General features: G+C 68.2%; 19 protein-coding genes. 12 read left to right on the top strand and 7 right to left on the bottom strand.

The window, feature by feature from the left end:
• Positions 1 to 206: 206 nt before the first annotated feature.
• From WT97_RS01890 to WT97_RS01865, 6 genes are all read left to right on the top strand, one after another.
• Positions 207 to 1,835, top strand: a complete 1,629-nt coding sequence (locus WT97_RS01890; protein ID WP_059500617.1) for an ABC transporter substrate-binding protein — start codon at positions 207 to 209, stop codon at positions 1,833 to 1,835.
• A 110-nt stretch (positions 1,836 to 1,945) separates the two neighbouring features.
• Complete coding sequence (locus tag WT97_RS01885) at positions 1,946 to 2,956, top strand: ABC transporter permease subunit (protein ID WP_059500618.1); 1,011 nt, start codon at positions 1,946 to 1,948, stop codon at positions 2,954 to 2,956.
• Positions 2,957 to 2,960: 4 nt separating this feature from the next.
• Positions 2,961 to 3,878 (top strand): ABC transporter permease subunit, encoded by a 918-nt coding sequence (locus WT97_RS01880; protein WP_059500619.1) that lies wholly within the window; start codon positions 2,961 to 2,963, stop codon positions 3,876 to 3,878.
• An 84-nt stretch (positions 3,879 to 3,962) separates the two neighbouring features.
• The gene (locus WT97_RS01875; protein WP_059500620.1) at positions 3,963 to 4,961 is read left to right on the top strand and encodes an ABC transporter ATP-binding protein; all 999 of its coding nucleotides are present in this window, start codon (positions 3,963 to 3,965) and stop codon (positions 4,959 to 4,961) included.
• Positions 4,958 to 5,971: a peptide ABC transporter ATP-binding protein gene (locus WT97_RS01870; RefSeq protein ID WP_059500621.1), complete on the top strand. Its 1,014-nt coding sequence runs from the start codon at positions 4,958 to 4,960 to the stop codon at positions 5,969 to 5,971. Before WT97_RS01875 ends, WT97_RS01870 begins: the two co-directional genes overlap by 4 nt.
• Positions 5,964 to 7,109 carry a TraB/GumN family protein gene (locus WT97_RS01865; RefSeq protein WP_059500622.1) on the top strand — a complete coding sequence of 382 codons (1,146 nt, stop codon included), beginning with the start codon at positions 5,964 to 5,966 and terminating at the stop codon, positions 7,107 to 7,109. Before WT97_RS01870 ends, WT97_RS01865 begins: the two co-directional genes overlap by 8 nt.
• 556 nt (positions 7,110 to 7,665) lie before the next feature.
• Here WT97_RS01865 and pxpA read toward each other — a convergent pair.
• From pxpA to pxpB, 3 genes are read right to left on the bottom strand one after another with little or no spacing between them, the layout of a single operon-like run.
• Positions 7,666 to 8,430 (bottom strand): 5-oxoprolinase subunit PxpA, encoded by a 765-nt coding sequence (pxpA, locus tag WT97_RS01860; protein ID WP_059791022.1) that lies wholly within the window; start codon positions 8,428 to 8,430, stop codon positions 7,666 to 7,668.
• Positions 8,431 to 8,485: 55 nt separating this feature from the next.
• Positions 8,486 to 9,553 (bottom strand): biotin-dependent carboxyltransferase family protein, encoded by a 1,068-nt coding sequence (locus WT97_RS01855; RefSeq protein ID WP_059500624.1) that lies wholly within the window; start codon positions 9,551 to 9,553, stop codon positions 8,486 to 8,488.
• Complete coding sequence (gene pxpB, locus WT97_RS01850; RefSeq protein WP_059791018.1) at positions 9,550 to 10,206, bottom strand: 5-oxoprolinase subunit PxpB; 657 nt, start codon at positions 10,204 to 10,206, stop codon at positions 9,550 to 9,552. Before pxpB ends, WT97_RS01855 begins: the two co-directional genes overlap by 4 nt.
• A 149-nt stretch (positions 10,207 to 10,355) precedes the next feature.
• On the opposite strand from pxpB, the gene WT97_RS01845 reads away from it, so the two are divergent.
• A complete protein-coding gene (locus WT97_RS01845; protein ID WP_011546427.1) occupies positions 10,356 to 10,868 on the top strand; it encodes a winged helix DNA-binding protein in 513 nt (170 codons plus the stop codon).
• Positions 10,869 to 10,942: 74 nt separating this feature from the next.
• Here WT97_RS01845 and WT97_RS01840 read toward each other — a convergent pair whose 3' ends face one another.
• On the bottom strand, positions 10,943 to 11,551 hold the full coding sequence (locus WT97_RS01840; protein WP_059500626.1) for a 5-formyltetrahydrofolate cyclo-ligase: 609 nt from the start codon (positions 11,549 to 11,551) through the stop codon (positions 10,943 to 10,945).
• An 8-nt stretch (positions 11,552 to 11,559) separates the two neighbouring features.
• Between WT97_RS01840 and WT97_RS01835 the strand changes: the two genes are divergently transcribed.
• The 4 genes from WT97_RS01835 to WT97_RS01820 all read left to right on the top strand — a co-directional run bounded on the left by WT97_RS01835 (position 11,560) and on the right by WT97_RS01820 (position 16,760).
• Entirely contained in the window at positions 11,560 to 13,512 is a 1,953-nt protein-coding gene (locus tag WT97_RS01835) for a lytic transglycosylase domain-containing protein (protein ID WP_059500627.1), read from the top strand.
• 338 nt (positions 13,513 to 13,850) lie between these two features.
• A complete protein-coding gene (locus tag WT97_RS01830; protein WP_060352710.1) occupies positions 13,851 to 14,810 on the top strand; it encodes a complex I NDUFA9 subunit family protein in 960 nt (319 codons plus the stop codon).
• 61 nt (positions 14,811 to 14,871) lie between these two features.
• Complete coding sequence (locus WT97_RS01825) at positions 14,872 to 15,519, top strand: glutathione S-transferase family protein (protein ID WP_059791012.1); 648 nt, start codon at positions 14,872 to 14,874, stop codon at positions 15,517 to 15,519.
• The gene (locus WT97_RS01820) at positions 15,516 to 16,760 is read left to right on the top strand and encodes a multifunctional CCA addition/repair protein (RefSeq protein WP_060352709.1); all 1,245 of its coding nucleotides are present in this window, start codon (positions 15,516 to 15,518) and stop codon (positions 16,758 to 16,760) included. The genes WT97_RS01825 and WT97_RS01820 overlap by 4 nt, the downstream gene beginning before the upstream one ends.
• A gap of 38 nt (positions 16,761 to 16,798) precedes the next feature.
• Here WT97_RS01820 and WT97_RS01815 read toward each other — a convergent pair whose 3' ends face one another.
• Positions 16,799 to 17,578, bottom strand: a complete 780-nt coding sequence (locus WT97_RS01815) for a helix-turn-helix domain-containing protein (protein ID WP_060352708.1) — start codon at positions 17,576 to 17,578, stop codon at positions 16,799 to 16,801.
• A gap of 369 nt (positions 17,579 to 17,947) precedes the next feature.
• On the opposite strand from WT97_RS01815, the gene WT97_RS01810 reads away from it, so the two are divergent.
• Positions 17,948 to 19,798 carry a M24 family metallopeptidase gene (locus WT97_RS01810; RefSeq protein ID WP_059791008.1) on the top strand — a complete coding sequence of 617 codons (1,851 nt, stop codon included), beginning with the start codon at positions 17,948 to 17,950 and terminating at the stop codon, positions 19,796 to 19,798.
• A gap of 49 nt (positions 19,799 to 19,847) precedes the next feature.
• Here WT97_RS01810 and WT97_RS01805 read toward each other — a convergent pair whose 3' ends face one another.
• Together WT97_RS01805 and flgM are read right to left on the bottom strand one after the other, a co-directional pair.
• Entirely contained in the window at positions 19,848 to 20,288 is a 441-nt protein-coding gene (locus tag WT97_RS01805) for a flagella synthesis protein FlgN (protein ID WP_006477557.1), read from the bottom strand.
• Positions 20,289 to 20,365: 77 nt separating this feature from the next.
• A complete protein-coding gene (gene flgM / locus WT97_RS01800; RefSeq protein ID WP_059791006.1) occupies positions 20,366 to 20,695 on the bottom strand; it encodes a flagellar biosynthesis anti-sigma factor FlgM in 330 nt (109 codons plus the stop codon).
• Between the last annotated feature and the right edge of the window lie 63 nt (positions 20,696 to 20,758).

The following is a 20,758-nucleotide window of genomic DNA, read 5'->3' as shown; positions in this document are numbered from 1 at the left end:
CGTCGAACGAAACATGCCGCGAAATGAACGGAATCGTCGCTCGCGCGCGTTGTCGCATTTTTTACCCACACTAAAAATCGGCAAAAACCCGGCGGGCATCTAGAAGAGTTTTTTCTCCAGCTTGTTGCCACATCGTTAGCTCAAGTAATATCCGCGTACGCCGGACCCTGGCGGGACCGGTTCCGATCTGGAGACCTGGAGGAAACATGGAATACAACCGTCTGTTGCACACCCTGCGTGTTACCGCCATGGCAGGCGTGGCAGCGGCATCGCTCGGCGTCGCGGGCTCTGCATTCGCACAGATCCCGAACAAAACGCTCGTCTACTGCTCAGAAGGCAGCCCGGCGGGTTTCGATTCCGCGCAATTCACGACCGGCGTCGATTTCACCGCCGCCACGTTCACCGTCTACAACCGCCTCGTCGAATTCGAGCGCGGCGGCACGAAGGTCGAGCCCGGCCTCGCCGAGAAGTGGGACGTGTCGTCCGACGGCAAGGTATACACGTTCCACCTGCGCCATGGCGTGAAGTTCCACACGACCGACTTCTTCAAGCCTACGCGCGAGTTCAACGCGGACGACGTCGTGTTCTCGTTCGAGCGCATGCTCGATCCGAACAACGCGTTTCGCAAGGCGTACCCGGTGTCGTTCCCGTACTTCACCGACATGGGCCTCGACAAGCTGATCACGAAGATCGAGAAGGTCGACCCGTATACCGTGAAGTTCACGCTGGCCGAGCCGAACGCGCCGTTCATCCAGAACATGGCGATGGAATTCGCGTCGATCCTGTCGGCCGAATACGGCGACCAGTTGATGAAGGCCGGCAAGGCCGCCGACATCAACCAGAAGCCGATCGGCACGGGCCCGTTCATCTTCCGCAGCTACACGAAGGACGCGACGATCCGCTTCGATGGCAATCCTGATTACTGGAAGAAGGGCGCGGTGAAGCTGTCGAAGCTGATCTTCTCGATCACGCCGGATCCGGGCGTGCGCGTGCAGAAGATCAAGCGCAACGAATGCCAGGTGATGAGCTATCCGCGCCCGGCCGACATCGCGACGCTGAAGGCCGATCCGAACGTCGACATGCCGTCGCAGGCCGGCTTCAACCTCGGCTACCTCGCGTACAACGTCGAGCACAAGCCGGTCGACAAGCTCGAAGTGCGTCAGGCGCTCGACATGGCGATCAACAAGAAGGCGATCCTCGAATCCGTCTACCAGGGCGCCGGCCAGGCCGCGACCGCGCCGATGCCGCCGACCCAATGGTCGTACGACAAGAACCTGAAGATGGCTGCCTACGACACCGCGAAGGCGAAGGCGCTGCTCGCGAAGGCAGGCTATCCGAACGGTTTCGAGATCACGCTGTGGGCGATGCCGGTGCAGCGCGCGTACAACCCGAACGCCCGCCTGATGGCCGAGATGATCCAGGCCGACTGGGCGAAGATCGGCGTGAAGGCGAAGATCGTCACGTACGAGTGGGGCGAGTACATCAAGCGCGCGCACGGCGGCGAGCAGGACACGATGCTGATCGGCTGGACCGGCGACAACGGCGATCCCGACAACTGGCTCGGCACGCTGCTCGGCTGCGAGGCGATCAAGGGCAACAACTTCTCGCACTGGTGCTACAAGCCGTTCGACGACCTGGTCCAGAAGGGCCGCACGACGACGGGCCAGGACGCGCGCACGAAGCTCTACACGCAGGCGCAGCAGATCTTCGCGCAACAACTGCCGTTCTCGCCGATCGCGAACTCGACGGTCTATCAGCCGGTGCGCAAGAACGTGGTCGACATGCGTATCGAACCGCTCGGCTATGCCCGCTTCGACGGGGTTAGCGTGAAGTAACACGCCTGTCGTAAGCTGTCGCGAAGACCGGCTAACTCATCCGGCGGCGGGAGGCCAAAAGCTTCCCGTCGCCGGTCGCACATTTCCCACAAGAAAATACGAGACGCATCATGTTCAGATTCGTGTTGCGCCGCGTGGGGATGGTGATCCCGACCTTCATCGGCATCACCATCCTGGCGTTTGCGCTGATTCACCTGATACCGGGCGACCCCATCGAAGTGATGATGGGCGAGCGCGGCGTCGATCCCGCGATGCACGCAGAGGCGATGAAACGCCTCGGGCTCGACGAGCCGCTGCCGCTGCAGTACCTCCACTACGTCGGCCGGGCGCTGCACGGCGACCTCGGCACGTCGATCATCACCAACACGAGCGTCGCGGGCGAATTCTTCGCGCGCTTCCCGGCGACCGTCGAACTGTCGCTGTGCGCGCTCGTGTTCGCGCTCGTCGTCGGCCTGCCGGCCGGCGTGATCGCCGCGCTGCGGCGCGGCTCGGTCATCGACCACGGCGTGATGGGCACCGCGCTCACCGGCTACTCGATGCCGATCTTCTGGTGGGGGCTGATCCTCATCATGGTGTTTTCGTCGTACCTCGGCTGGACGCCCGTGTCGGGCCGCATCGCCGTCGAATACGACTTTCCGCATCCGACGGGCTTCATGCTGATCGACGCGCTGCTCGCGCCCGACGAAGGCTCGTTCAAGTCGGCGGTGAGCCACCTGATCCTGCCCGCGATCGTGCTCGGCACGATCCCGCTCGCGGTGATCGCGCGGATGACGCGCTCGTCGATGCTCGAAGTGCTGCGCGAGGACTACATCCGCACCGCCCGCGCGAAAGGGCTGTCGCCCGTGCGCGTGGTCGTCGTGCATGCACTGCGCAATGCGCTGATCCCGGTCGTCACCGTGATCGGCCTGCAGATCGGCACGCTGCTTGCGGGCGCCGTGCTGACCGAGACGCTCTTTTCGTGGCCCGGCATCGGCAAGTGGCTGATCGACGCGATCGGCCGCCGCGACTATCCGGTCGTCCAGGGCGGCATCCTGCTGATCGCGACGCTCGTGATCGTCGTGAACCTGGTCGTCGACCTGCTGTACGGCGTGCTGAATCCGCGCATCCGCCACACGAGGTAATTCCATGAGCAATCTGCAAAACACCCTGCCGAGCGAATCCGCGCCGGCCGGCGGCCGTGCGCTCGCGCTGCGCGAGTTCTGGGCCAACTTCTCGCGCAACCGCGGCGCCGTCGGCGCGGGCATCGTCGTGATCGTGCTGATCGTCGTCGCACTGTTCGCGCCGCTGATTGCGCCGCACAGCCCGGTCGAGCAATACCGCGACTACGTGAAGATTCCGCCCGCGTGGCTCGCCGGCGGCAACTGGCAATTCATCCTCGGCACCGACGAAGCGGGCCGCGACATTCTTTCGCGGCTGATGTTCGGCGCGCGGATGTCGTTCTGGATCGGCTTCGTGTCGGTCGTGCTCGCGCTGATCCCCGGCATCGTGCTCGGCCTGATCGCCGCGTTCTTCCAGAAATGGGCCGACACGCCGGTGATGCGCATCATGGACGTGCTGCTCGCGCTGCCGTCGCTGCTGCTCGCGGTCGCGGTCGTCGCGATCATCGGCCCGGGCCTCACCAACACGATGTTCGCGATCGCGATCGTCGCGCTGCCGGCCTACGTGCGCCTCACGCGCGCGTCGGCGCTCGGCGAGCTGCAGAAGGAATACGTGACCGCGTCGCGCGTGGCCGGCGCCGGCACGTTGCGCCTGATGTTCTCGCAGGTGCTGCCGAACTGCACGGCGCCGCTGATCGTGCAGGCGACGCTCGGCTTCTCGTCGGCGATCCTCGACGCGGCCGCGCTCGGCTTCCTCGGTCTCGGCGTGCAGCCGCCGACCGCCGAGTGGGGCGCGATGCTCGCGTCCGCGCGCGACTACATCGACAACGCGTGGTGGATCGTGACGATGCCCGGGCTGTCGATCCTGATTTCGGTGCTCGCGATCAACCTGCTCGGCGACGGGCTGCGCGACGCGCTCGATCCCAAACTGAAGCGGATGGCGTGATATGAAACGACCCCCACACTCTCTTCGTTCGTTGCCCCCCAAGGGGGCGGTCATCCTCCTTGGGGCGGCCCGGCGGAGGACGACATGACCCAAAATCTACTGACTATCCGCAATCTCGCGGTGAACTTCAACGGCCTGCCCGCGGTCGACCGGATCAACCTGTCGGTCGCGCCGGGCGAGGTGGTGGGCGTCGTCGGCGAATCGGGCTCGGGCAAGAGCGTGACGATGATGGCGCTGATGGGCCTGATCGACGCGCCCGGCAAGGTGACGGCCGACGAGGTCACGTTCGACGGCGTCGACCTGCTGAAAGCGTCGCCGAAGGCGCGCCGCAAGATCGTCGGCAAGGACATCGCGATGGTGTTCCAGGACGCGCTGACGAGCCTGAATCCGAGCTACACGGTCGGCTACCAGATCAAGGAAGTGCTGAAGCTGCACGAAGGCCTGCGCGGCGACGCGCTGCACCGGCGCGCGCTCGAACTGCTCGACCAGGTCGGCATTCCCGATGCGAAGAACCGCATCGCGTCGTTCCCGCACCAGATGTCGGGCGGGATGAACCAGCGCGTGATGATCGCGATGGCCGTCGCGTGCAACCCGAAGCTCCTGATCGCCGACGAGCCGACCACCGCGCTCGACGTGACGATCCAGGCGCAGATCATGGATCTGCTCGTGAAGCTGCAGAAGGAGCGCGGGATGGCGCTCGTGCTGATCTCGCACGATCTGGCGGTGGTATCCGAGGTCGCGCATCGCGTCGCGGTGATGTACGCGGGCGAGGTCATCGAGACCAACCGCGTGCCCGACATCTTCCGCGCGCCGCATCATCCGTACACCGAAGCGCTGCTCGCGGCGATTCCCGAGCACAATCGGGGGGCGCGTCGCCTTGCCGCATTGCCGGGCATGGTGCCGGGCCGCGATGATCGCCCGTCCGGGTGCCTCTTCGCGCCGCGCTGCAAGTACGTCGTCGACGATTGCCGCAAGGCGCGGCCGGCGCTCGACACGCTGGTGCCGGGCAACGATGCGATGCGCGCGCGCTGCATCAAGCCGCTCAATGTTTCCAACCTCGACCTGACGGGAGGCGCACGATGAATGCAGTCCAGGATACGCGCCACGTGTCGCACGACGAGGACGTCCTGGTGGCCGACGGCCTCGCGAAGCACTATTCGGTGAAGCGCGGGATGTTCGGGCAGGGCACGGTGAAGGCGCTGAACGGCGTGTCGTTCTCGCTGAAGCGCGGCAAGACGCTCGCCGTCGTCGGCGAGTCGGGCTGCGGGAAGTCGACGCTCGCGCGCCAGCTCACGATGATCGAGACGCCCACGTCGGGCAGCCTGACGATCGACGGCAAGAACGTGGCCGGCGCGAGCCGCGACACGGTCGCCGACCTGCGTCGCCGCGTGCAGATGGTGTTCCAGAACCCGTTCGCGTCGCTCAACCCGCGCAAGACCGTCGAGCAGACGCTCGCCGAGCCGCTCGAGATCAACGCGAACCTGACGGCAGCCGAGCGCGCCGCGCGCATCGCGCAGATCATGCGCACGGTCGGGCTGCGGCCCGAGCACGCGAAGCGCTATCCGCACATGTTCTCCGGCGGCCAGCGCCAGCGGGTCGCGATCGCGCGCGCGATGATCCTCGATCCGCGCATCGTCGTCGCCGACGAGCCGGTGTCTGCGCTCGACGTGTCGATCCAGGCGCAGATCCTGAACCTGTTCATGGATCTGCAGGAGCAGTTCAAGACGAGCTACGTGTTCATCTCGCACAACCTGTCGGTGGTCGAGCACGTCGCGGACGACGTGATGGTGATGTACTTCGGCAGCGTCGCCGAGCTCGGCGACAAGGCGACGATCTACGCACGGCCGCGCCATCCGTACACGCAGGCGCTGATGTCGGCGACGCCGGCGATCTTCGAGGAAGACCGCCGCGTGCAGATCAAGCTGCAGGGCGAGCTGCCGTCGCCGCTCAATCCGCCGTCGGGCTGCTCGTTTCACCAGCGCTGCCCGTACGCGGTCGAGCGGTGCCGCGTCGAGGAGCCGCAATTGCGTGAAGTGGACGGCCGGCGCGTGGCCTGCCATCGCGCCGAGGAGGTCGGGGAGGAGAATGCCTGAAGCGTTGGCGGCGCGCGTGTCCGGCGTGCGCCGTGCGGGGGCAGGCGGCGCGCGCGCAATGCGCGCATACCGCTACGCGCGGCGCTGGAGCGTGCGCACCGTCACGGGCGCGGCGCTGGCCGGCGCGTGCGTGGCGGCCAGCGTCGTGGTGCCCGTCGAGCCGGCGCGCGCCGAAGGGCGTGCGCCGGCGACTTCGCCGATTCATCCGTCGCAGGTTCCGCCGCCCGGCATGAGCCTGCCGGGCTTCCATGCGCCGGCCGGATCGGACGGCACGGTGTCGCGCGGCACCGTGCGCGTGCAGCCGGCGCGCATGCCGTTCTACGTCGCGACCAAGGGCAAGGTCACGCTCTACGTGCTCGGCACGCTGCACACGGGCGATCCGTCCGATTACCCGAGCGCGCAGCCGTTCCGGCCGCGCATCCTCGCGGCGCTCGCCGCGTCGCCGACGCTCGCGCTCGAACTTTCGCCCGACGACCTGCTCGAATCGCAGGACGACGTGTCGAAATACGGCGTGTGTCGCTACCCGTGCCTGCAGCGCCTGCTGCCCGAGCCGCTGTGGCAGCGGCTCGCGGCGCGCCTGCGCGGCAATCCGGCCGCGCTCGCCGAGATCCGCAAGATGCGGCCGTGGCTCGCGGCGCTCGTCGTCGAGACCTACGATTCGCTGTCGGCGGGCCTGCAGACCGAATACGGCACCGAGGCGCAACTGCAGAACGTGTTCCTGAAGAAGAAGGGCGGCCGCGTGATCGGACTCGAGACGCTCGCCGAACAGATGCGCGCGTTCACCGGGCTGACGCTCGCCGAGCAGCGCGAGATGCTCGCGCAGGACATGGTGCAGACGCCCGCGCAGAACGCCGACGACATCAAGGCGCTGCACCGGCTGTGGCGAATTGGCGACGCCGATGCGATCTCCGCATGGGCCGTCGCGAAGAGCGAGCGGCTCGCGCATTCGAAGGCGTTGTCGGCGTCGCTCGACAACAAGATCGTGTACGAACGCAACCGGCGCTTCGTTGCACGGATGACGGCAATCGCCGCGCCGAACCGGCCGCTGTTCGTCGCGATCGGCGCGCTGCATCTGGGTGGCCCGCGCGGCGTGCTCGAATTGTTGCGCCAGCAAGGATACCGGGTCGACGCGAACTGATCGCGCCCGCCTGCCCGCATCGATCTTCCCCTGTTTGATCGACGTCGCACGCACGGCGCGCAGCGCCTGCGCAGTGGCGTCGCTCGATAAGGAAAACCCTTGAATCGTCGGAAAATAGCGTTTAAAACGATTGACATCCCGTTCGGCCGATATCTATTCTTCACCCCACAAGTTGAAAAAATGAAAAGAATAGATAAGTTCTACGGGGTAGCAGAAATAAAGCGCGGGGTGAGCGTCGCCGGCACATGAAGCATGTGCCGGCCGCGGAGAGTCTGCATGCACGGCGGGGCCAATCGTCGTCGAAAACACATGCATGCAGGCCGACTTGCACATAAGCGACGTTCCGCCGTCTGACCGGGGAAGGCAGTGATCGGGCGGCGGCGGACGTTTTTTAATCCGGAATATTTTTCCGGTCACCGTCGAAAGACGGTTTCGGGGGGCGAATCGACAGACGGCGAAGCCGCAGCGATTGCGCCAACGGAAAAGCGCCACGAGGGCGCTTTTTTCTTTGGTGCGACAAAACGCGCGACACGCGGGCGATGCGCCGGATGCTTCGTTACGCGCCTTCGTCGGCCTGCAGCGCGCCGGGCGCCACGACGTCGACGCCGGCCGCCTCGAGCGCCGCGCGAATCCTTTTCGCGAACGCCAGCGCATGCGGCCCGTCGCCATGCAGGCAGACGGTCTGCGCATTGAGCGGCACCCATTCGCCGCTCAATGCGCGCACCTGCCGGTTGCGCACCATGTCGAGCGTGCGCGCGAGCACCGCATCTTCATCGTCGATCAACGCGCCGGGCAGGCTGCGCGGCACCAGCGAGCCGTCCGCGCGATAGCCGCGATCGGCGAATACTTCCTCCACCGCCGCGAGCCCCGCATGTCGCGCGGCCGCGATGAACACGCTGTTCGCGAGCCCGAACACCGCGAGCGACGGATCGAAGTCGTGGATCGCGGATACCACCGCGTCGGCGATCATCGGATCGCGCGCGGCCTGGTTGTACAGCGCGCCGTGCGGTTTCACGTGCGCGATGCGCCCGCCCTCGGCCTGCGCGATCGCAGACAGCGCGCCGAGCTGGTACAGCACGCCCGCGTAGATGTCGCCGGCCGGCAACTGCATTTCCTTGCGGCCGAAATTCTCCGGATCGTGAAAGCTCGGATGCGCGCCGATCGACACGCCTTTCTGCACGGCCCAGCGCACGCAGTCGCGCATCGCATTCGCGCCGCCCGCATGCCATCCGCATGCGATGTTCGCCGACGTGACGAGGTCGAGCAGCGCCTCGTCCGATCCGCATCCTTCGCCGAGATCGGCATTCAGATCGATTTCCATAACGTTCCTCGTCCACTGATTGCGTGGCGCGTCCTCCGTGCCGCTTCCGTCATTGTCACGCCGCGCGCGTTTGGGCGGCGCGGCGCGCTTCCTCGCGCATCTCGATCGCGACGTCGATCTGCCGCAAGTACGCCCGTTCCGCGACGAGGGCGGCGCGTGCGGCGTCGAGCGTCGTGCGCACGAAGCGGATCGGCAGGTTGAGCCGCGCCTGCGCGAGCTTCCACAGGTCGGCGCGGATCACCGTGCCGATCTTCGGGTAGCCGCCGGTGGTCTGGGCGTCGTGCATCAGCACGATCGGCTGGCCGTTCGGCGGCACCTGGATCGTGCCGGGCAGCACCGCGTGCGACAGCAGCTCGACCGGGCGCTCGCGCACGAGCTCGGCGCCGGCGAGCCGATAGCCCATCCGGTTGCTGTTCGCGGTGACGAGCCATTCCTCGTCCCAGAACGCCTGCTGCGAATCGGCCGCGAACGACGCGTAGTCGGGGCCCGGCAGCACGCGCACGGGCATCGCCCACGGTGCGTGCGCGGGGCGGTGACGGCGCGGCGGCTCGTCGACGCGCACGAACGCGCACCACGCCGGCGCCTTCACGCCGAATTCGGGCGCATCGGCCGCGAGGCAACCCGCGCCGGCCGGCGGCACGCCGACCGGGAGCCGGTCGCCGTCGCGCAGCGCGCGGCCGCCGAGACCGCCGAAGCGCGACGCGAGATCGGTGCTGCGCGAGCCGAGCATCGGCAGCACGTCGATGCCGCCCGCGATACACAGGTAGCCGCGCATGCCGCGTTTCGCGGCCGGCAGCACAAGCGTCTGCCCGGCGCGGACCGGCAGGCTCCACCATGAGTACACGGGCTTGCCGTCGAGCGTCGCGCCGAATTCGGTGCCGGCGATCGCGATGCGCGTCGCGCGCGTGAAGCGGAACGTGGCGGGGCCGATCGTGATTTCGACGGCCGCCGCGTCGGGGCGGTTGCCGACGAGCCGGTTGCCGACCTCGAGCGCGAGGCCGTCGAGCGCGCCGCCTTGCGCGACGCCGAGATGGCGCGTGCCGCGGCGCCCGAGATCCTGCACGGTCGACAGCGGGCCGGCCCGCACGACCTCGATGGTGCCCGGTGCGTGGCTCTGGGTCATCGTGGGTCGACTCCCGCAACGGTGAAGCGTACGCGGTCGCCGGGCAGCAGCAGCGTCGGCTGCGGCCGCGCCGGATCGAACAGCGACTGCGACGTGCGGCCGATCAGTTGCCAGCCGCCGGGCGACGTGGCCGGGTAGATGCCGGTTTGCGCGCCGCCGATGCCGACCGAGCCGGCCGGCACCTCCAGGCGCGGCGCCGCGCGGCGCGGCGTGTGCAGCGACGCGTCGAGGCCGCCGAGATACGCGAAGCCCGGCTGGAATCCGACGAAGAACACGACGTAGGTGCCGGCCGCGTGGCGCGCGACGACCTCGTCGGCCGACAGGCCCGTGTGGGCGGCGACGGCGGCCAGGTCGGGGCCGGCGGCCCCGCCGTACTCGACCGGGATCTCGACCTCTTGGCCGTCCGCGTGCTCGACGTCGGCCGTCTCCCACGCGTCGCGCAGCGCGGGCGTGAGCGAGTCGGCCGTCGCGGCGAGCGCGTCGAACACGATGGTCAGGTTGTTCATGCCGGGGACGACGTCGATCACGTCGGGCCACGCGCGCGCGGCCTCGGCCACGGCCCAGACGCGGCGCTGGCAATCGAGCGTGGCGGGCGGCGGCACCTCGCAGACGAGGGCGGCATCGCCGAGCGGATAAATGCGGGGTTGCGTCATCGGACTGGCACGGTTCGGACGGCAATGTTAGCGCACATTGTCGACAAAATATCGACAACTTATCAATAAGCGTTTTTGCCTAGCCCGAAGGCCGGGGCTTCTGGCGTACACTCGGGCACATCCTGTCATCCGGCTTGCGCCGCCTTTCCATGAAGCGTCCTGCGACCAAGATCGTGTCATCCGAACACCTCGTTTCCGATTCGAGCGCGGAGCTGTCGGAGCTCGAATACGGGCTCATCATGGCCGGCAACGCGTTCAACCGCTGGATGGTGCGCTGCATGTCGGCGGCGGGGGCGAAGGACATGACGGCGGTCGAGGTCTCGCTGCTGCATCACGTCAGCCATCGCGAACGCAAGAAGAAGCTCGCCGACATCTGCTTCGTGCTCAATATCGAGGATACGCACGTCGCGACCTATGCGCTGAAAAAACTGATCGCCCGCGGCTACGTGAAGAGCGAGAAAAGCGGCAAGGAAGTGTTCTTCTTCGCGACCGATGCGGGCCGCGACCTGTGCCTGAAGTACCGCGAGGTTCGCGAGCACTGCCTGATCGAGACGCTGAAGGACAGCGGCCTCACCAACGAGCAGATCGGCGACGCGGCGCAGTTGCTGCGCCACGCATCGGGCCTCTACGACACGGCCGCGCGCGCGGCGGCATCGCTGTAAGCGCTGGCGGAAACGCCCGGGCGCGGCGACGCGCCCTCGGGCCGGCGGCGACGATCGCGGCGCCGTGCGCGGCATTATCCGGCGGCCGGGTAAAGCGCCCCGTCGGTGACGATCCAGCGCAGCGCGAGATCGTGCGCTTCGGCCGGCAGCGCATCGACGCGGCACGCTTCGTACGCGATGCCGACCGTCACGGGCAGCGTGTCGCCCGGCCATGCGGCGAGCGTGCGGTCGTAGTAGCCGCCGCCGTAGCCGAGCCGGTAGCGCTGCGGATCGAATCCCACGCAGGGAATCAGCAAAAGATCGGGCACGACGACGATTCCCGACGCCGGTTCGGGAATCCGGTGATGGCCTTCGCGCATCGGCGTGTGCGTGTCCCACGCGTGGAACGCGAGCGGCGTGTGACGCTCGCCGATCACCGGCAACGCGGCGCACCGGCCGGCACCCGCCGCGCACCATGCGAGCACCGCGTCGCGCGCATCGAATTCGCCCGGCAGCGGCCAGTAGAACCCGACCGTGCGCGGCGCCAGACGGTCGAGCAGCGTGCGCAGCCGCGCGTCGAGCGCGGCGTTCGCGGCGGGCTGCGACGCGGCGTCGCGACGGGCGCCGGACAGCGTTTTGCGCAGCGCAACCTTCGGGTTCGGCACAGGGTTGCGTGCTATGCTTTCGCTCACTTCGTGCTCCATTCATAACGATGTCGAACAGCCTTTTTCGAGTATATCGCGCGGTCGCGCTGATGCTTTCGGCCGGCGCGCTCGTCGCGGGCACGGCCGCGTGCGCCGCACCGAACGACGACACGCTCCCCGGGGATGACCAGATCTTCGTGCAGCTTCGCGAAGCCGCACGCCGCAACGACGCCGCGAAGGCCGCGCAGCTCGCGTCGATGATCCCGAACTATCCGGTTCCGTCCTACGTCGAGTATTTCCAGATCAAGCCGCAGCTGTTCGATTCGACGGGCCGCGCGCGCGTCGATGCGCCGGATGCGCCCGTGCAGTCGTTCCTGCAGCGCTACGATGGCCAGGCGATCGCCGATCGCCTGCGCAACGACTACCTGCTCGTGCTCGGCGCGCGCCACGACTGGCGCAATTTCGACGACCAGTACAAGCGCTTCGTGCTCGACGACGACACGCAGGTCAAGTGCTATGCGCTCGAATCGCGCGCGGCGCGCAACGAGAACGTCGCCGACGCGGCGCGCGCGCTGCTCGTCGAGCCGAAGAACTACGGCGACGCGTGCGTCGACCTGATCACCGCGCTCGCCGTCAACCAGCAGTTCACGAGCGACGACGTGTGGCAGCAGGCGCGCCTCGCGTACGAGCAGAACTACACGACGCTCGGCGGCAAGATCGTCGATGCGCTCGGCCCGCGCCCGGCCGGTTTCGACCAGGCGACGAGCGCGCCGCCGCTGTATCTCGCGCGCGGCGTCGGCCCCGATGCCGCGTCGCATCAGCTCGCGCTGATCGCGCTCGGCCGCATGGCGCGCAACGATCCGGACGCCGCCGCCGGGATGCTGACGACGGTCGCGCCTTCGCTGACCAAGCAGGAACAGGCGATCGCGTGGGGCGCGATCGGCTACCAGGGCGCGATCAAGCGCTCGCCGATGGCGTCGGTCTGGTATGCGAAATCGGCGAACGCGCCGCTGTCGAACCCGGGCTACGAATGGCGCACGCGCGCCGCGCTGCTCGCCGGCAACTGGCCGATGGTGCGCTGGTCGATCGAGCAGATGCCGCCGTCGCTGCGCAACGATCCGGCGTGGATCTACTGGCATGCGCGCGCGCTCAAGCAGAGCGGCGACACGCTGCAGGCGAACCAGGAATTCGAGCAGGTCGCCGGCCAGTTCAACTTCTACGGGCAGTTGGCCGGCGAAGAGCTCGGCCAGCGCACGACGATCCCGCCGCGCACGAAGGTGAGCGACGCCGAGATCGATGCGATGGGCAAGATCCCGGGCTTCGCGCTCGCGCAGCGTTTCTACGCACTGAACCTGCGCCTCGAAGGCAATCGCGAATGGAACTGGCCGCTGCGCGGGATGACCGATCGCCAGCTGCTCGCGGCCGCCGAATACGGCAAGCGCGTCGAGCTGCTCGACCGCACGGTCAACACGGCCGACCGCACGAAGGCCGAGCACGACTTCACGCTGCGCTATCCGTCGCCGTACCGCACGACCGTCGAGCGCTACGCGCAGTCGACGGGCCTCGACGTCGAGTGGGCGTACGGGCTGATCCGCCAGGAATCGCGCTTCATCATCAGTGCGCGTTCGTCGGTGGGCGCGGGCGGCCTGATGCAGCTGATGCCGGCGACGGCGCAGATGGTCGCGAAGAAGCTCGGCATGGGCACGATCTCGCGTGCGCAGATGCACGACATCGACACCAACATCCAGCTCGGCACCTGGTATCTGGCGGACATCTACAACAACTTCGACAGCTCGCCGGTGCTCGCCACCGCCGGCTACAACGCGGGCCCCGGCCGGCCGCGCCAGTGGCGCCAGGTGTTGACGCAGCCGGTCGAAGGCGCGATCTTCGCGGAGACGATTCCGTTCAACGAGACGCGCGACTACGTGAAGAACGTGCTGTCGAACACCGTCTATTACGCGGCGCTCTTCGAGGGCAAACCGCAGTCGTTGAAGAAACGTCTAGGCATGATCTCGCCCTGATATACGAACTGCCGCGCGAGACGCGGCAGTGTTTAAGGGGCTGTTCACGCTAATAACGGGCTTGCGAACGAGGCTGGCCGGCTGCAGTGCAAGAAGCAAGGAGCGCCGTTTGGCCGAGCCAAACAAGCGACGCGCGACGCCGCAATGCGGCCGGCCAGCCTCGTTCCCCTGACCGGAAAAAATCATGAATGGGGCTGGCCGCCAGAAGGGCCGATCGCTGCGTCATGCTCCTTGCGAATACGTCGAGTATTCGCTGCGTCGCAATCCTTGCGCTCGGCCCTTCTGGTGGCCAGCGCAAGCCCGTTATTAGCGTGAACCGCCCCTTAGAGGTCCCGAACATGGATCGCCAGACCGTCGCGCTGCTGGGTGGCACCGGCTTCATCGGCAGCCGGCTCGTCAATGCGCTGATTGACGCCGGCAAGCACGTGCGGATCGGCACGCGGCGGCGCGACCACGCGCGCCACCTGCAGATGCTGCCGGTCGACATCGTCGAACTCGACGCGCTCGATACGCGCACGCTCGCGCGCTTCGTCGCCGGCGCGCACGCGGCGATCAACCTGATCGGCGTGCTGCACGGCGGCCGCGGCACGCCGTACGGGCCGGGCTTCGAGCGTGCGCACGTCGCGCTGCCGGCCGCGCTGGCCGCGGCATGCGTCGAGGTCGGCGTGCGGCGCGTGCTGCACATGAGCGCGCTCGGCGCCGATTCGCGCGGCGCGAGCATGTACCAGCGCTCGAAGGGCGACGGCGAAGCCGCGTTGCATGCGGTCGCGGCCACCGATTCGCTCGCGCTGACGATCTTCCGTCCGTCGGTCGTGTTCGGCCCGGGCGACGCATTCCTCAACACGTTCGCGAAGCTGCAGCGCATGGCGCCCGTGCTGCCGCTCGCGATGCCCGACGCGCGCTTCCAGCCGGTGTTCGTCGGCGACGTCGTACGCGCGTTCGTCAACACGCTCGATCTCGCGGCCGCGCGCGGCAAGACTTACGAACTCGGTGGCCCGACCGTCTACACGCTCGAGCAACTGGTGCGCTATTGCGGCACACTGGTCGGCCGCCAGGCACGCATCGTGCGGCTGCCCGACGCGCTTGCGCGGCTGCAGGCGAGCGTGTTCGAATGCCTGCCCGGCGAGCCGGTGCTCACGCGCGACAATCTCGCGACGATGTCGGTGCCCAATGTGCTGTCGGGGCCGCTCGCGCCGGAACTCGGGATCTCGCCCGCGAGTCTGGAAAGCATTGCACCCGCGTATCTCGGCGAAGCGACCGGGCGCTCGCGGTTCGACTGGTTCCGCTCGCGTCGCTAGCATCCGCACGGGGCGCCGCGGGTCGGCCCTTTTCTTTTTTTACGTTTTTCGGAACCCCATCATGAAGCTCGTCATCGGAGACAAGAACTACTCGTCGTGGTCGATGCGGCCGTGGCTGCTGCTCGCGCATTTCGGCATCCCGTTCGACGAGATCGTGGTCGAACTGCGCCGCGACGACTCGGCCGCGCGCATCCGCGAATACTCGCCGACCGGCAAGGTGCCGTGTCTGGTCGACGATCACGGCATGGCGATCTGGGATTCGCTCGCGATCGCCGAGACGCTCGCCGAGCGCTATCCGCAATTCCCGATGTGGCCGGCCGACCCGCTCGCGCGTGCGCATGCACGCTGCGTATCCGCCGAGATGCATTCGGGTTTCGCGGCGCTGCGCACGCAGATGGGTATGAACATCCGCGCGTCGATGCCGGGGCGCGGCGCGACGCCCGAGGCGCTCGCCGACGTCGCGCGCATCGACGCGCTGTGGAGCGAATGCATCGAGGCATCGGGCGGCCCGTTCCTGTTCGGCGAATTCGGGATCGCCGATGCGATGTATGCGCCCGTCGTGATGCGCTTCAACACGTATGCGCCGGCGCTGTCGCCGGAAGCGGCCGGCTATGCGGCGCGCGTGACGGCGCTGCCGGCGGTGCAGCGCTGGATCGACGCCGCGCGCCGCGAAACCAACGTGATCGCCGACTACGAACCCCAGCCATGAACATCTACGCAGTAGGCGGAGCGATCCGCGACGAATTGCTCGGCGTGCCGGTGCAGGACCGCGACTACGTGGTGGTCGGCGCGACGCCCGAGCAGATGACCGCGCAGGGCTTCCGGCCGGTCGGCAAGGATTTCCCGGTGTTCCTGCATCCGCAGACGCAGGAGGAATACGCGCTGGCGCGTACCGAGCGCAAGACGGCGGCCGGCTATCACGGCTTCCAGTTCCATTACGCGCCGGACGTGACGCTCGACGAGGATCTCGCGCGGCGCGATCTGACGATCAACGCGATGGCGCGCGAAGTGAGCCCGGAGGGCGCGCTGGTCGGCCCGGTGATCGATCCGTTCGACGGGCAGGCCGACCTGCGCGCGCGCGTGTTCCGGCACGTGAGCGACGCGTTCGTCGAGGATCCGGTGCGGATCCTGCGCATTGCGCGCTTCGCCGCGCGGTTCGCGGAATTCACGGTCGCAAACGAAACGCTCGCGCTGATGCGGCGGATGGTCGACGCGGGCGAGGTCGACGCGCTCGTGCCCGAGCGCGTGTGGCAGGAAATCGCGCGCGGGCTGATGGAGGCGAAGCCGTCGCGGATGTTCGCGGTGCTGCGCGACTGCGGCGCGCTCGCGCGCATCCTGCCCGAGGTGAACGCGCTGTGGGGCGTGCCGCAGCGCGCCGATTACCACCCGGAAGTCGACACCGGCGTGCACGTGATGATGGTCGTCGACTACGCGGCGAAGCAGGGCTATTCGCTGGCGGTGCGCTTCGCGGCGCTCACGCACGATCTCGGCAAGGGGACGACGCCCGCGGACGTGCTGCCGCGCCACGTCGGCCACGAAAGCCGCAGCGTCGAGCTGCTCAAGCCGTTGTGCGAGCGGCTGCGCGTGCCGAACGAATGCCGCGATCTCGCGCTGGTGGTCGCGCGCGAGCACGGCAACCTGCATCGCGTGATGGAGATGGGCGCGGCCGCGCTGGTGCGGCTCTTCGAGCGCAGCGACGCGCTGCGCAAGCCGGCGCGCTTCGCCGAGCTGCTGCAGGCCTGCGAAGCGGATGCGCGCGGCCGGCTCGGGCTCGATGCGCAGCCGTATCCGCAGGCCGAGCGGTTGCGCGTCGCGCTCGCGGCGGCGCGTAGCGTCGACGCCGGCGCGATCGCGCGCGGCATCGGCGCCGACACGGAGAAGATCAAGGAAGCCGTGCATCGCGCGCGGATCCAGGCCGTCGCGCAGGCGCTCGCGATCGGCGACGAGTAGAGAGGAACAGCGCGCGCGGCGTGCGCGCCCGCCAGCGGTTACGGTTTCTTCGTGCGCTTCGACGTGGCGGCCGCCGGGCGCTTGCCGGCGGCGGCGTGCGGCTTCGCCGCCCCCTTCCTTTCGGCCGCGCCAACCGTGGACGGCCGCGCTGCGGCGGCGTCGCGCTCATCCCGTTCGGACGCCGGCGCACGGCGGCGCCCGCGCGGCTCGCCGGGCTTCGACTGCCTGATTTCCGCCGTCGCGGACACGGATTCCGCCGAACTGTCGTCGAACAGCGGCAGCGTGCTGACGGTGATCAGCTCGGCCGGCCCGTCGCCGACATTGGCTACGCGATGCCGCTTGCGCGCGTCGAAGTGCAGCGAGTCGCCGGGCGCCAGCGGGTAATTCTTCTTGCCGACCGTGTAGCAGATGCGGCCGGCCAGCACGTACACGAATTCGTCGCCGCCGTGCGCGACCCATTCCGACCGGTAGCCTTCCATCATCTGCACCTTCAGTGCGTTGATCTGGCTGCCGTCGAACGTGGTGGAGAGCCGCTCGTACCACTGCGACGCGGCGTCGAGCGCATAGGGCTTGCGACTGCCCTCGTGCGAATCGGGCTGCGTCTGGCGCGGCTGCGCGATCAGCGTGCCGAGCGGCACGCCGAGCGCCTTCGCGACGTTGACGAGCGACGACAGCGAGATGCCCGTCAGATGGCGCTCGACTTGCGACAGGAACCCGACCGACAGTTTCGCCTCGGTCGCGACTTCCAGCAGCGTCTTCTTCGCTTCCCGGCGCAGGCGGCGAATGCGCTGGCCGATACGCATGAGGTCTGAATCCATGAATCTCTTTCGTGGCAACGAGTCGGGGCGCGGGCGCAGCGACGGGGCGGTCGCCGGGGCGGAGGCCGGCGCATTGTACCGCGCGGTGTCGCCGGGCGAATCGGCGTTGTGCCGGGATCCGCAGGCTACGCGCCGATTTTAGTCCTACGAAAATTTTGGCTTGACCTCGATTTCGGCCTGCTCTAGATTCTGTCGCGCATCAAACAAAGTTAAGTGAGACGAAAATTTCCCGAGGGCGGGCCGCTGGAACCGCGGCGCGGCCCGGCCGCGCGTCGCGCCATGCGCGGGCCGCGGCGACGTGTGCGGGCGAGCAGGCGCGATGCCGCGACGCGCCGCCGGCCGCCGACAACAATGAATAACGGGCATCCGATGATCGATCGACTGAAATACAGCTTTTCCGGCCTTCCCCCGTACGACGCGTCCGTCGCCGAGACCCAGGCCGGCCTGTCGCGCCTGCTCGATGCCGCGCGACTCGACGCGGTGCTGATCACGTCGCAGGACGAATACGTGACCGAGTACCTGCCGCGCAGCAACAACCCGCGCTACGCGGTGTCCGGCTTCGACGGCTCGGCCGGCTGCGGGATCTTCCTGAGCGCGGCGACCGCGCAGGCGCTCGGCGTGCCGCCGTTCGTGCTGTTCGTCGACGGCCGCTATCACTTCCAGGCCGACGAGCAGTGCGATCCGGCGCGCGTGCGGGTGGAGAAGCTCGGCATCGACGTGACGATCTGGCAGGCGATGGCCGACTGGCTGGTCGTGCACGCGAGCCGGCTCGCGCGGGTCGGCTACGACGCGCGACGGATCAGCGTCGCGCAGCGCAACCGGCTGTTCGATGAGACGCAGGCCGCGTCGCTCGACTGGGCGAGCCTCGCCGATCGCGAGATCGATCGCGCGATCGCGCTGCCGGGCTGGAACGTCGAGCGGCCGATCTTCGAGATCCCGGCAACGGTGACCGGCCTGAGCGTCGCGCAAAACCTCGACGCGCTGAACCGCCGGCTCGCCGCGCATACCGGCGCGGCCGACGGCAGGACGGCGTTCTTCACCTGCGCATCGGACGATCTCGCGTATCTGCTGAACAGCCGCGGCTATCACATCCCGAATGCGTCGTCGCACCTCGGCTTCCTGTTCGCGATCGGCGACCAGGTGGCGCTGTTTTTGCCGGAAGGCTGCGACCGCTGCGAGGTCGCGCTCGCTTCGTATCCGGCGCTGCACGTGATCCGGCGCGACGTCGCGGCGCTCGAGCGCTTCCTCGCGCAGTTCGCGGTCGAGCACGTGTGCTATGGCTTCGAATCGGTGAACTGCGCACTCGTCGACGCGGTGAAGCGGGTGTGGCCGCACGCGCGGCACGCCGATTTCAACCCGGTCGAGGCGATGCGCGCGAGCAAGACGCCGGCGGTGCTCGAGCGCTTTCGCGACGCGTTCGCGCGCAGCTCCGCGGCGATCGCCGAAACGATGCGCTGGGCGAAGGCCGGCGAGCCGGGCGTGCGTCACACCGAGTACGATCTCGCACGCACGATCAACGACGCGTACGGCGCACGCTCGGCGGTCGCGCTGTCGTTTCCGTCGATCGCGGCGAATGGCGCGAACAGCGCCTTCGCGCATTACACGGCGGCGAGCGCCGACGTCGAGCTGACCGAAGGCGAACTCGTGCTGCTCGACAGCGGCGCGTATTACGAAGCCGGCTTCGCGACGGACTGCACGCGCGTGGTGCTGCGCCGCACGCGGCCGGACACGGTCGCGCAGCCGTGGCAGCGCGAGATTTACACGGTCGCGCTGAAGGCCTGCATCAAGGGGCTCGTCGCGCGCTTTCCGGCCGCCGCGACGGGCGGCGACGTCGATGCGCTGGTGCGGCAGGTGTGTCGCGATCATGGCTACGATTTCGGCCACGGCACCGGGCACGGCGTCGGGATTCACGTACACGAGGGCGGCGTGCGATTCGCGCCGGGCGCCCGGTACGGGCTGGTGCCGAATGCGGTGATTTCGGTCGAGCCGGGCATCTACCTGCCGGGCAAGGGCGGCGTGCGGATCGAGAACATCGTGATCGTGCGGCCGGACGACGCGCAGCCGGGCACCGTGACGTTCGAGAACATCGTGACGGTCGGCTACGACTGGGATCTGATCGATCTCGACCTGCTGGACGACGCCGAGCGTGCGTATCTGCGCGACTACGAGCGGCTGTGCGTGGAGCGCGGCACGCAGGTCACCGCGTGTCCGCTGCTGTAACGACGGGCAAGGCAGGGGCGCGGCCGCCGGGCGGCCGCGCGGCGCGACGTCAGCGCGTCAGCGCCGAGACGCGTCCGTCGGGGCCGTACACGCCGGCCGGCGCGGGCGCCGAGCGCAGCACCGCGAGCGCGCGCTCGTTGTAGTCCATCCGGATCCGGATCAGCATCCCGTTGTTCGCATTGGCCTGGCGCGCGCGTTCGGCGGCCTGTTGCAGCAGTTGCCAGCGGCTCGCGAGGCGCGCATCGCGTTCGGCCGCCTGGTCCATGCCTTTCTTGCCGGCCGGAAAGCCGAGCGCGGAAAGTTGCGTGTCGCGCGTGCGTTCGAGCTGCGCGAGCCGGTCGATCAGCGCGCTTTTCTTCTCGACGATCCCGGGCAGCATCTCGAGCGGCTCGGCCGTCGTCAGCGCCTTTTCCTCGTAGACGAGCAGGGACGCGAACGCTTCGACCGTCGCGTGTTCGTCGTTGACCGTGGCCAGCAGCTCTTCTCTCATCGCGTCATGCTCGTCACGCCGGTGCGTGCAGTGCTGCGCGCGCCGGCAAACCGGGTGAACCGGCCACGAGGCCGGGATTAGCTGCCCTGCGGGCGCTGCTGCTGCAGCAGTTCGCGGGCGGTGTTCAGTACGCCGTCGGCAATCTTGTTCGCGTCGATCGTCAGCGTGCCGTCGTTCAGCGCGTCCTTGATCGACTGGACCAGGCCCGTGTCGATATCGGCGTCGCCCGACGCGGATATCGAACGCAGCTGGCCCGACAGACCCGACAGGTTCACGGTCGTGTCGCCGCCGGTCGATCCTGCGTCGGCTGCCTGCCCGGACGACTGGGCCGTGCCGGACTGCGCACGGGCCGCGCCGGTGCCGGTCGGCGCGAGGGGGCTCGGTTTCGGAGTGGAATCGATCTTCACGATGGGTTTCCTGTACGGTTTGACCCAGATAACGGCCGGGTCGGCCCGAACTTTAGCATCGCG

Source organism: Burkholderia sp. MSMB1459WGS, from assembly GCF_001534535.1.
GTDB lineage: Bacteria > Pseudomonadota > Gammaproteobacteria > Burkholderiales > Burkholderiaceae > Burkholderia.
The sequence above is the reverse complement of the archived record's forward strand: the minus strand, read 5'-3'. Positions and strand labels throughout refer to the sequence as shown.

Bases quoted from the DNA above. Each gene is read 5' to 3' on its own strand.
- WT97_RS01890 (WP_059500617.1), top strand. From the start codon at position 207: ATGGAATACAACCGTCTGTTGCACACCCTGCGTGTTACCGCCATGGCA.
- WT97_RS01885 (WP_059500618.1), top strand. From the start codon at position 1,946: ATGTTCAGATTCGTGTTGCGCCGCGTGGGGATGGTGATCCCGACCTTC.
- WT97_RS01880 (WP_059500619.1), top strand. From the start codon at position 2,961: ATGAGCAATCTGCAAAACACCCTGCCGAGCGAATCCGCGCCGGCCGGC.
- WT97_RS01875 (WP_059500620.1), top strand. From the start codon at position 3,963: ATGACCCAAAATCTACTGACTATCCGCAATCTCGCGGTGAACTTCAAC.
- WT97_RS01870 (WP_059500621.1), top strand. From the start codon at position 4,958: ATGAATGCAGTCCAGGATACGCGCCACGTGTCGCACGACGAGGACGTC.
- WT97_RS01865 (WP_059500622.1), top strand. From the start codon at position 5,964: ATGCCTGAAGCGTTGGCGGCGCGCGTGTCCGGCGTGCGCCGTGCGGGG.
- pxpA (WP_059791022.1), bottom strand. From the start codon at position 8,430: ATGGAAATCGATCTGAATGCCGATCTCGGCGAAGGATGCGGATCGGAC.
- WT97_RS01855 (WP_059500624.1), bottom strand. From the start codon at position 9,553: ATGACCCAGAGCCACGCACCGGGCACCATCGAGGTCGTGCGGGCCGGC.
- pxpB (WP_059791018.1), bottom strand. From the start codon at position 10,206: ATGACGCAACCCCGCATTTATCCGCTCGGCGATGCCGCCCTCGTCTGC.
- WT97_RS01845 (WP_011546427.1), top strand. From the start codon at position 10,356: ATGAAGCGTCCTGCGACCAAGATCGTGTCATCCGAACACCTCGTTTCC.
- WT97_RS01840 (WP_059500626.1), bottom strand. From the start codon at position 11,551: ATGGAGCACGAAGTGAGCGAAAGCATAGCACGCAACCCTGTGCCGAAC.
- WT97_RS01835 (WP_059500627.1), top strand. From the start codon at position 11,560: ATGTCGAACAGCCTTTTTCGAGTATATCGCGCGGTCGCGCTGATGCTT.
- WT97_RS01830 (WP_060352710.1), top strand. From the start codon at position 13,851: ATGGATCGCCAGACCGTCGCGCTGCTGGGTGGCACCGGCTTCATCGGC.
- WT97_RS01825 (WP_059791012.1), top strand. From the start codon at position 14,872: ATGAAGCTCGTCATCGGAGACAAGAACTACTCGTCGTGGTCGATGCGG.
- WT97_RS01820 (WP_060352709.1), top strand. From the start codon at position 15,516: ATGAACATCTACGCAGTAGGCGGAGCGATCCGCGACGAATTGCTCGGC.
- WT97_RS01815 (WP_060352708.1), bottom strand. From the start codon at position 17,578: ATGGATTCAGACCTCATGCGTATCGGCCAGCGCATTCGCCGCCTGCGC.
- WT97_RS01810 (WP_059791008.1), top strand. From the start codon at position 17,948: ATGATCGATCGACTGAAATACAGCTTTTCCGGCCTTCCCCCGTACGAC.
- WT97_RS01805 (WP_006477557.1), bottom strand. From the start codon at position 20,288: ATGAGAGAAGAGCTGCTGGCCACGGTCAACGACGAACACGCGACGGTC.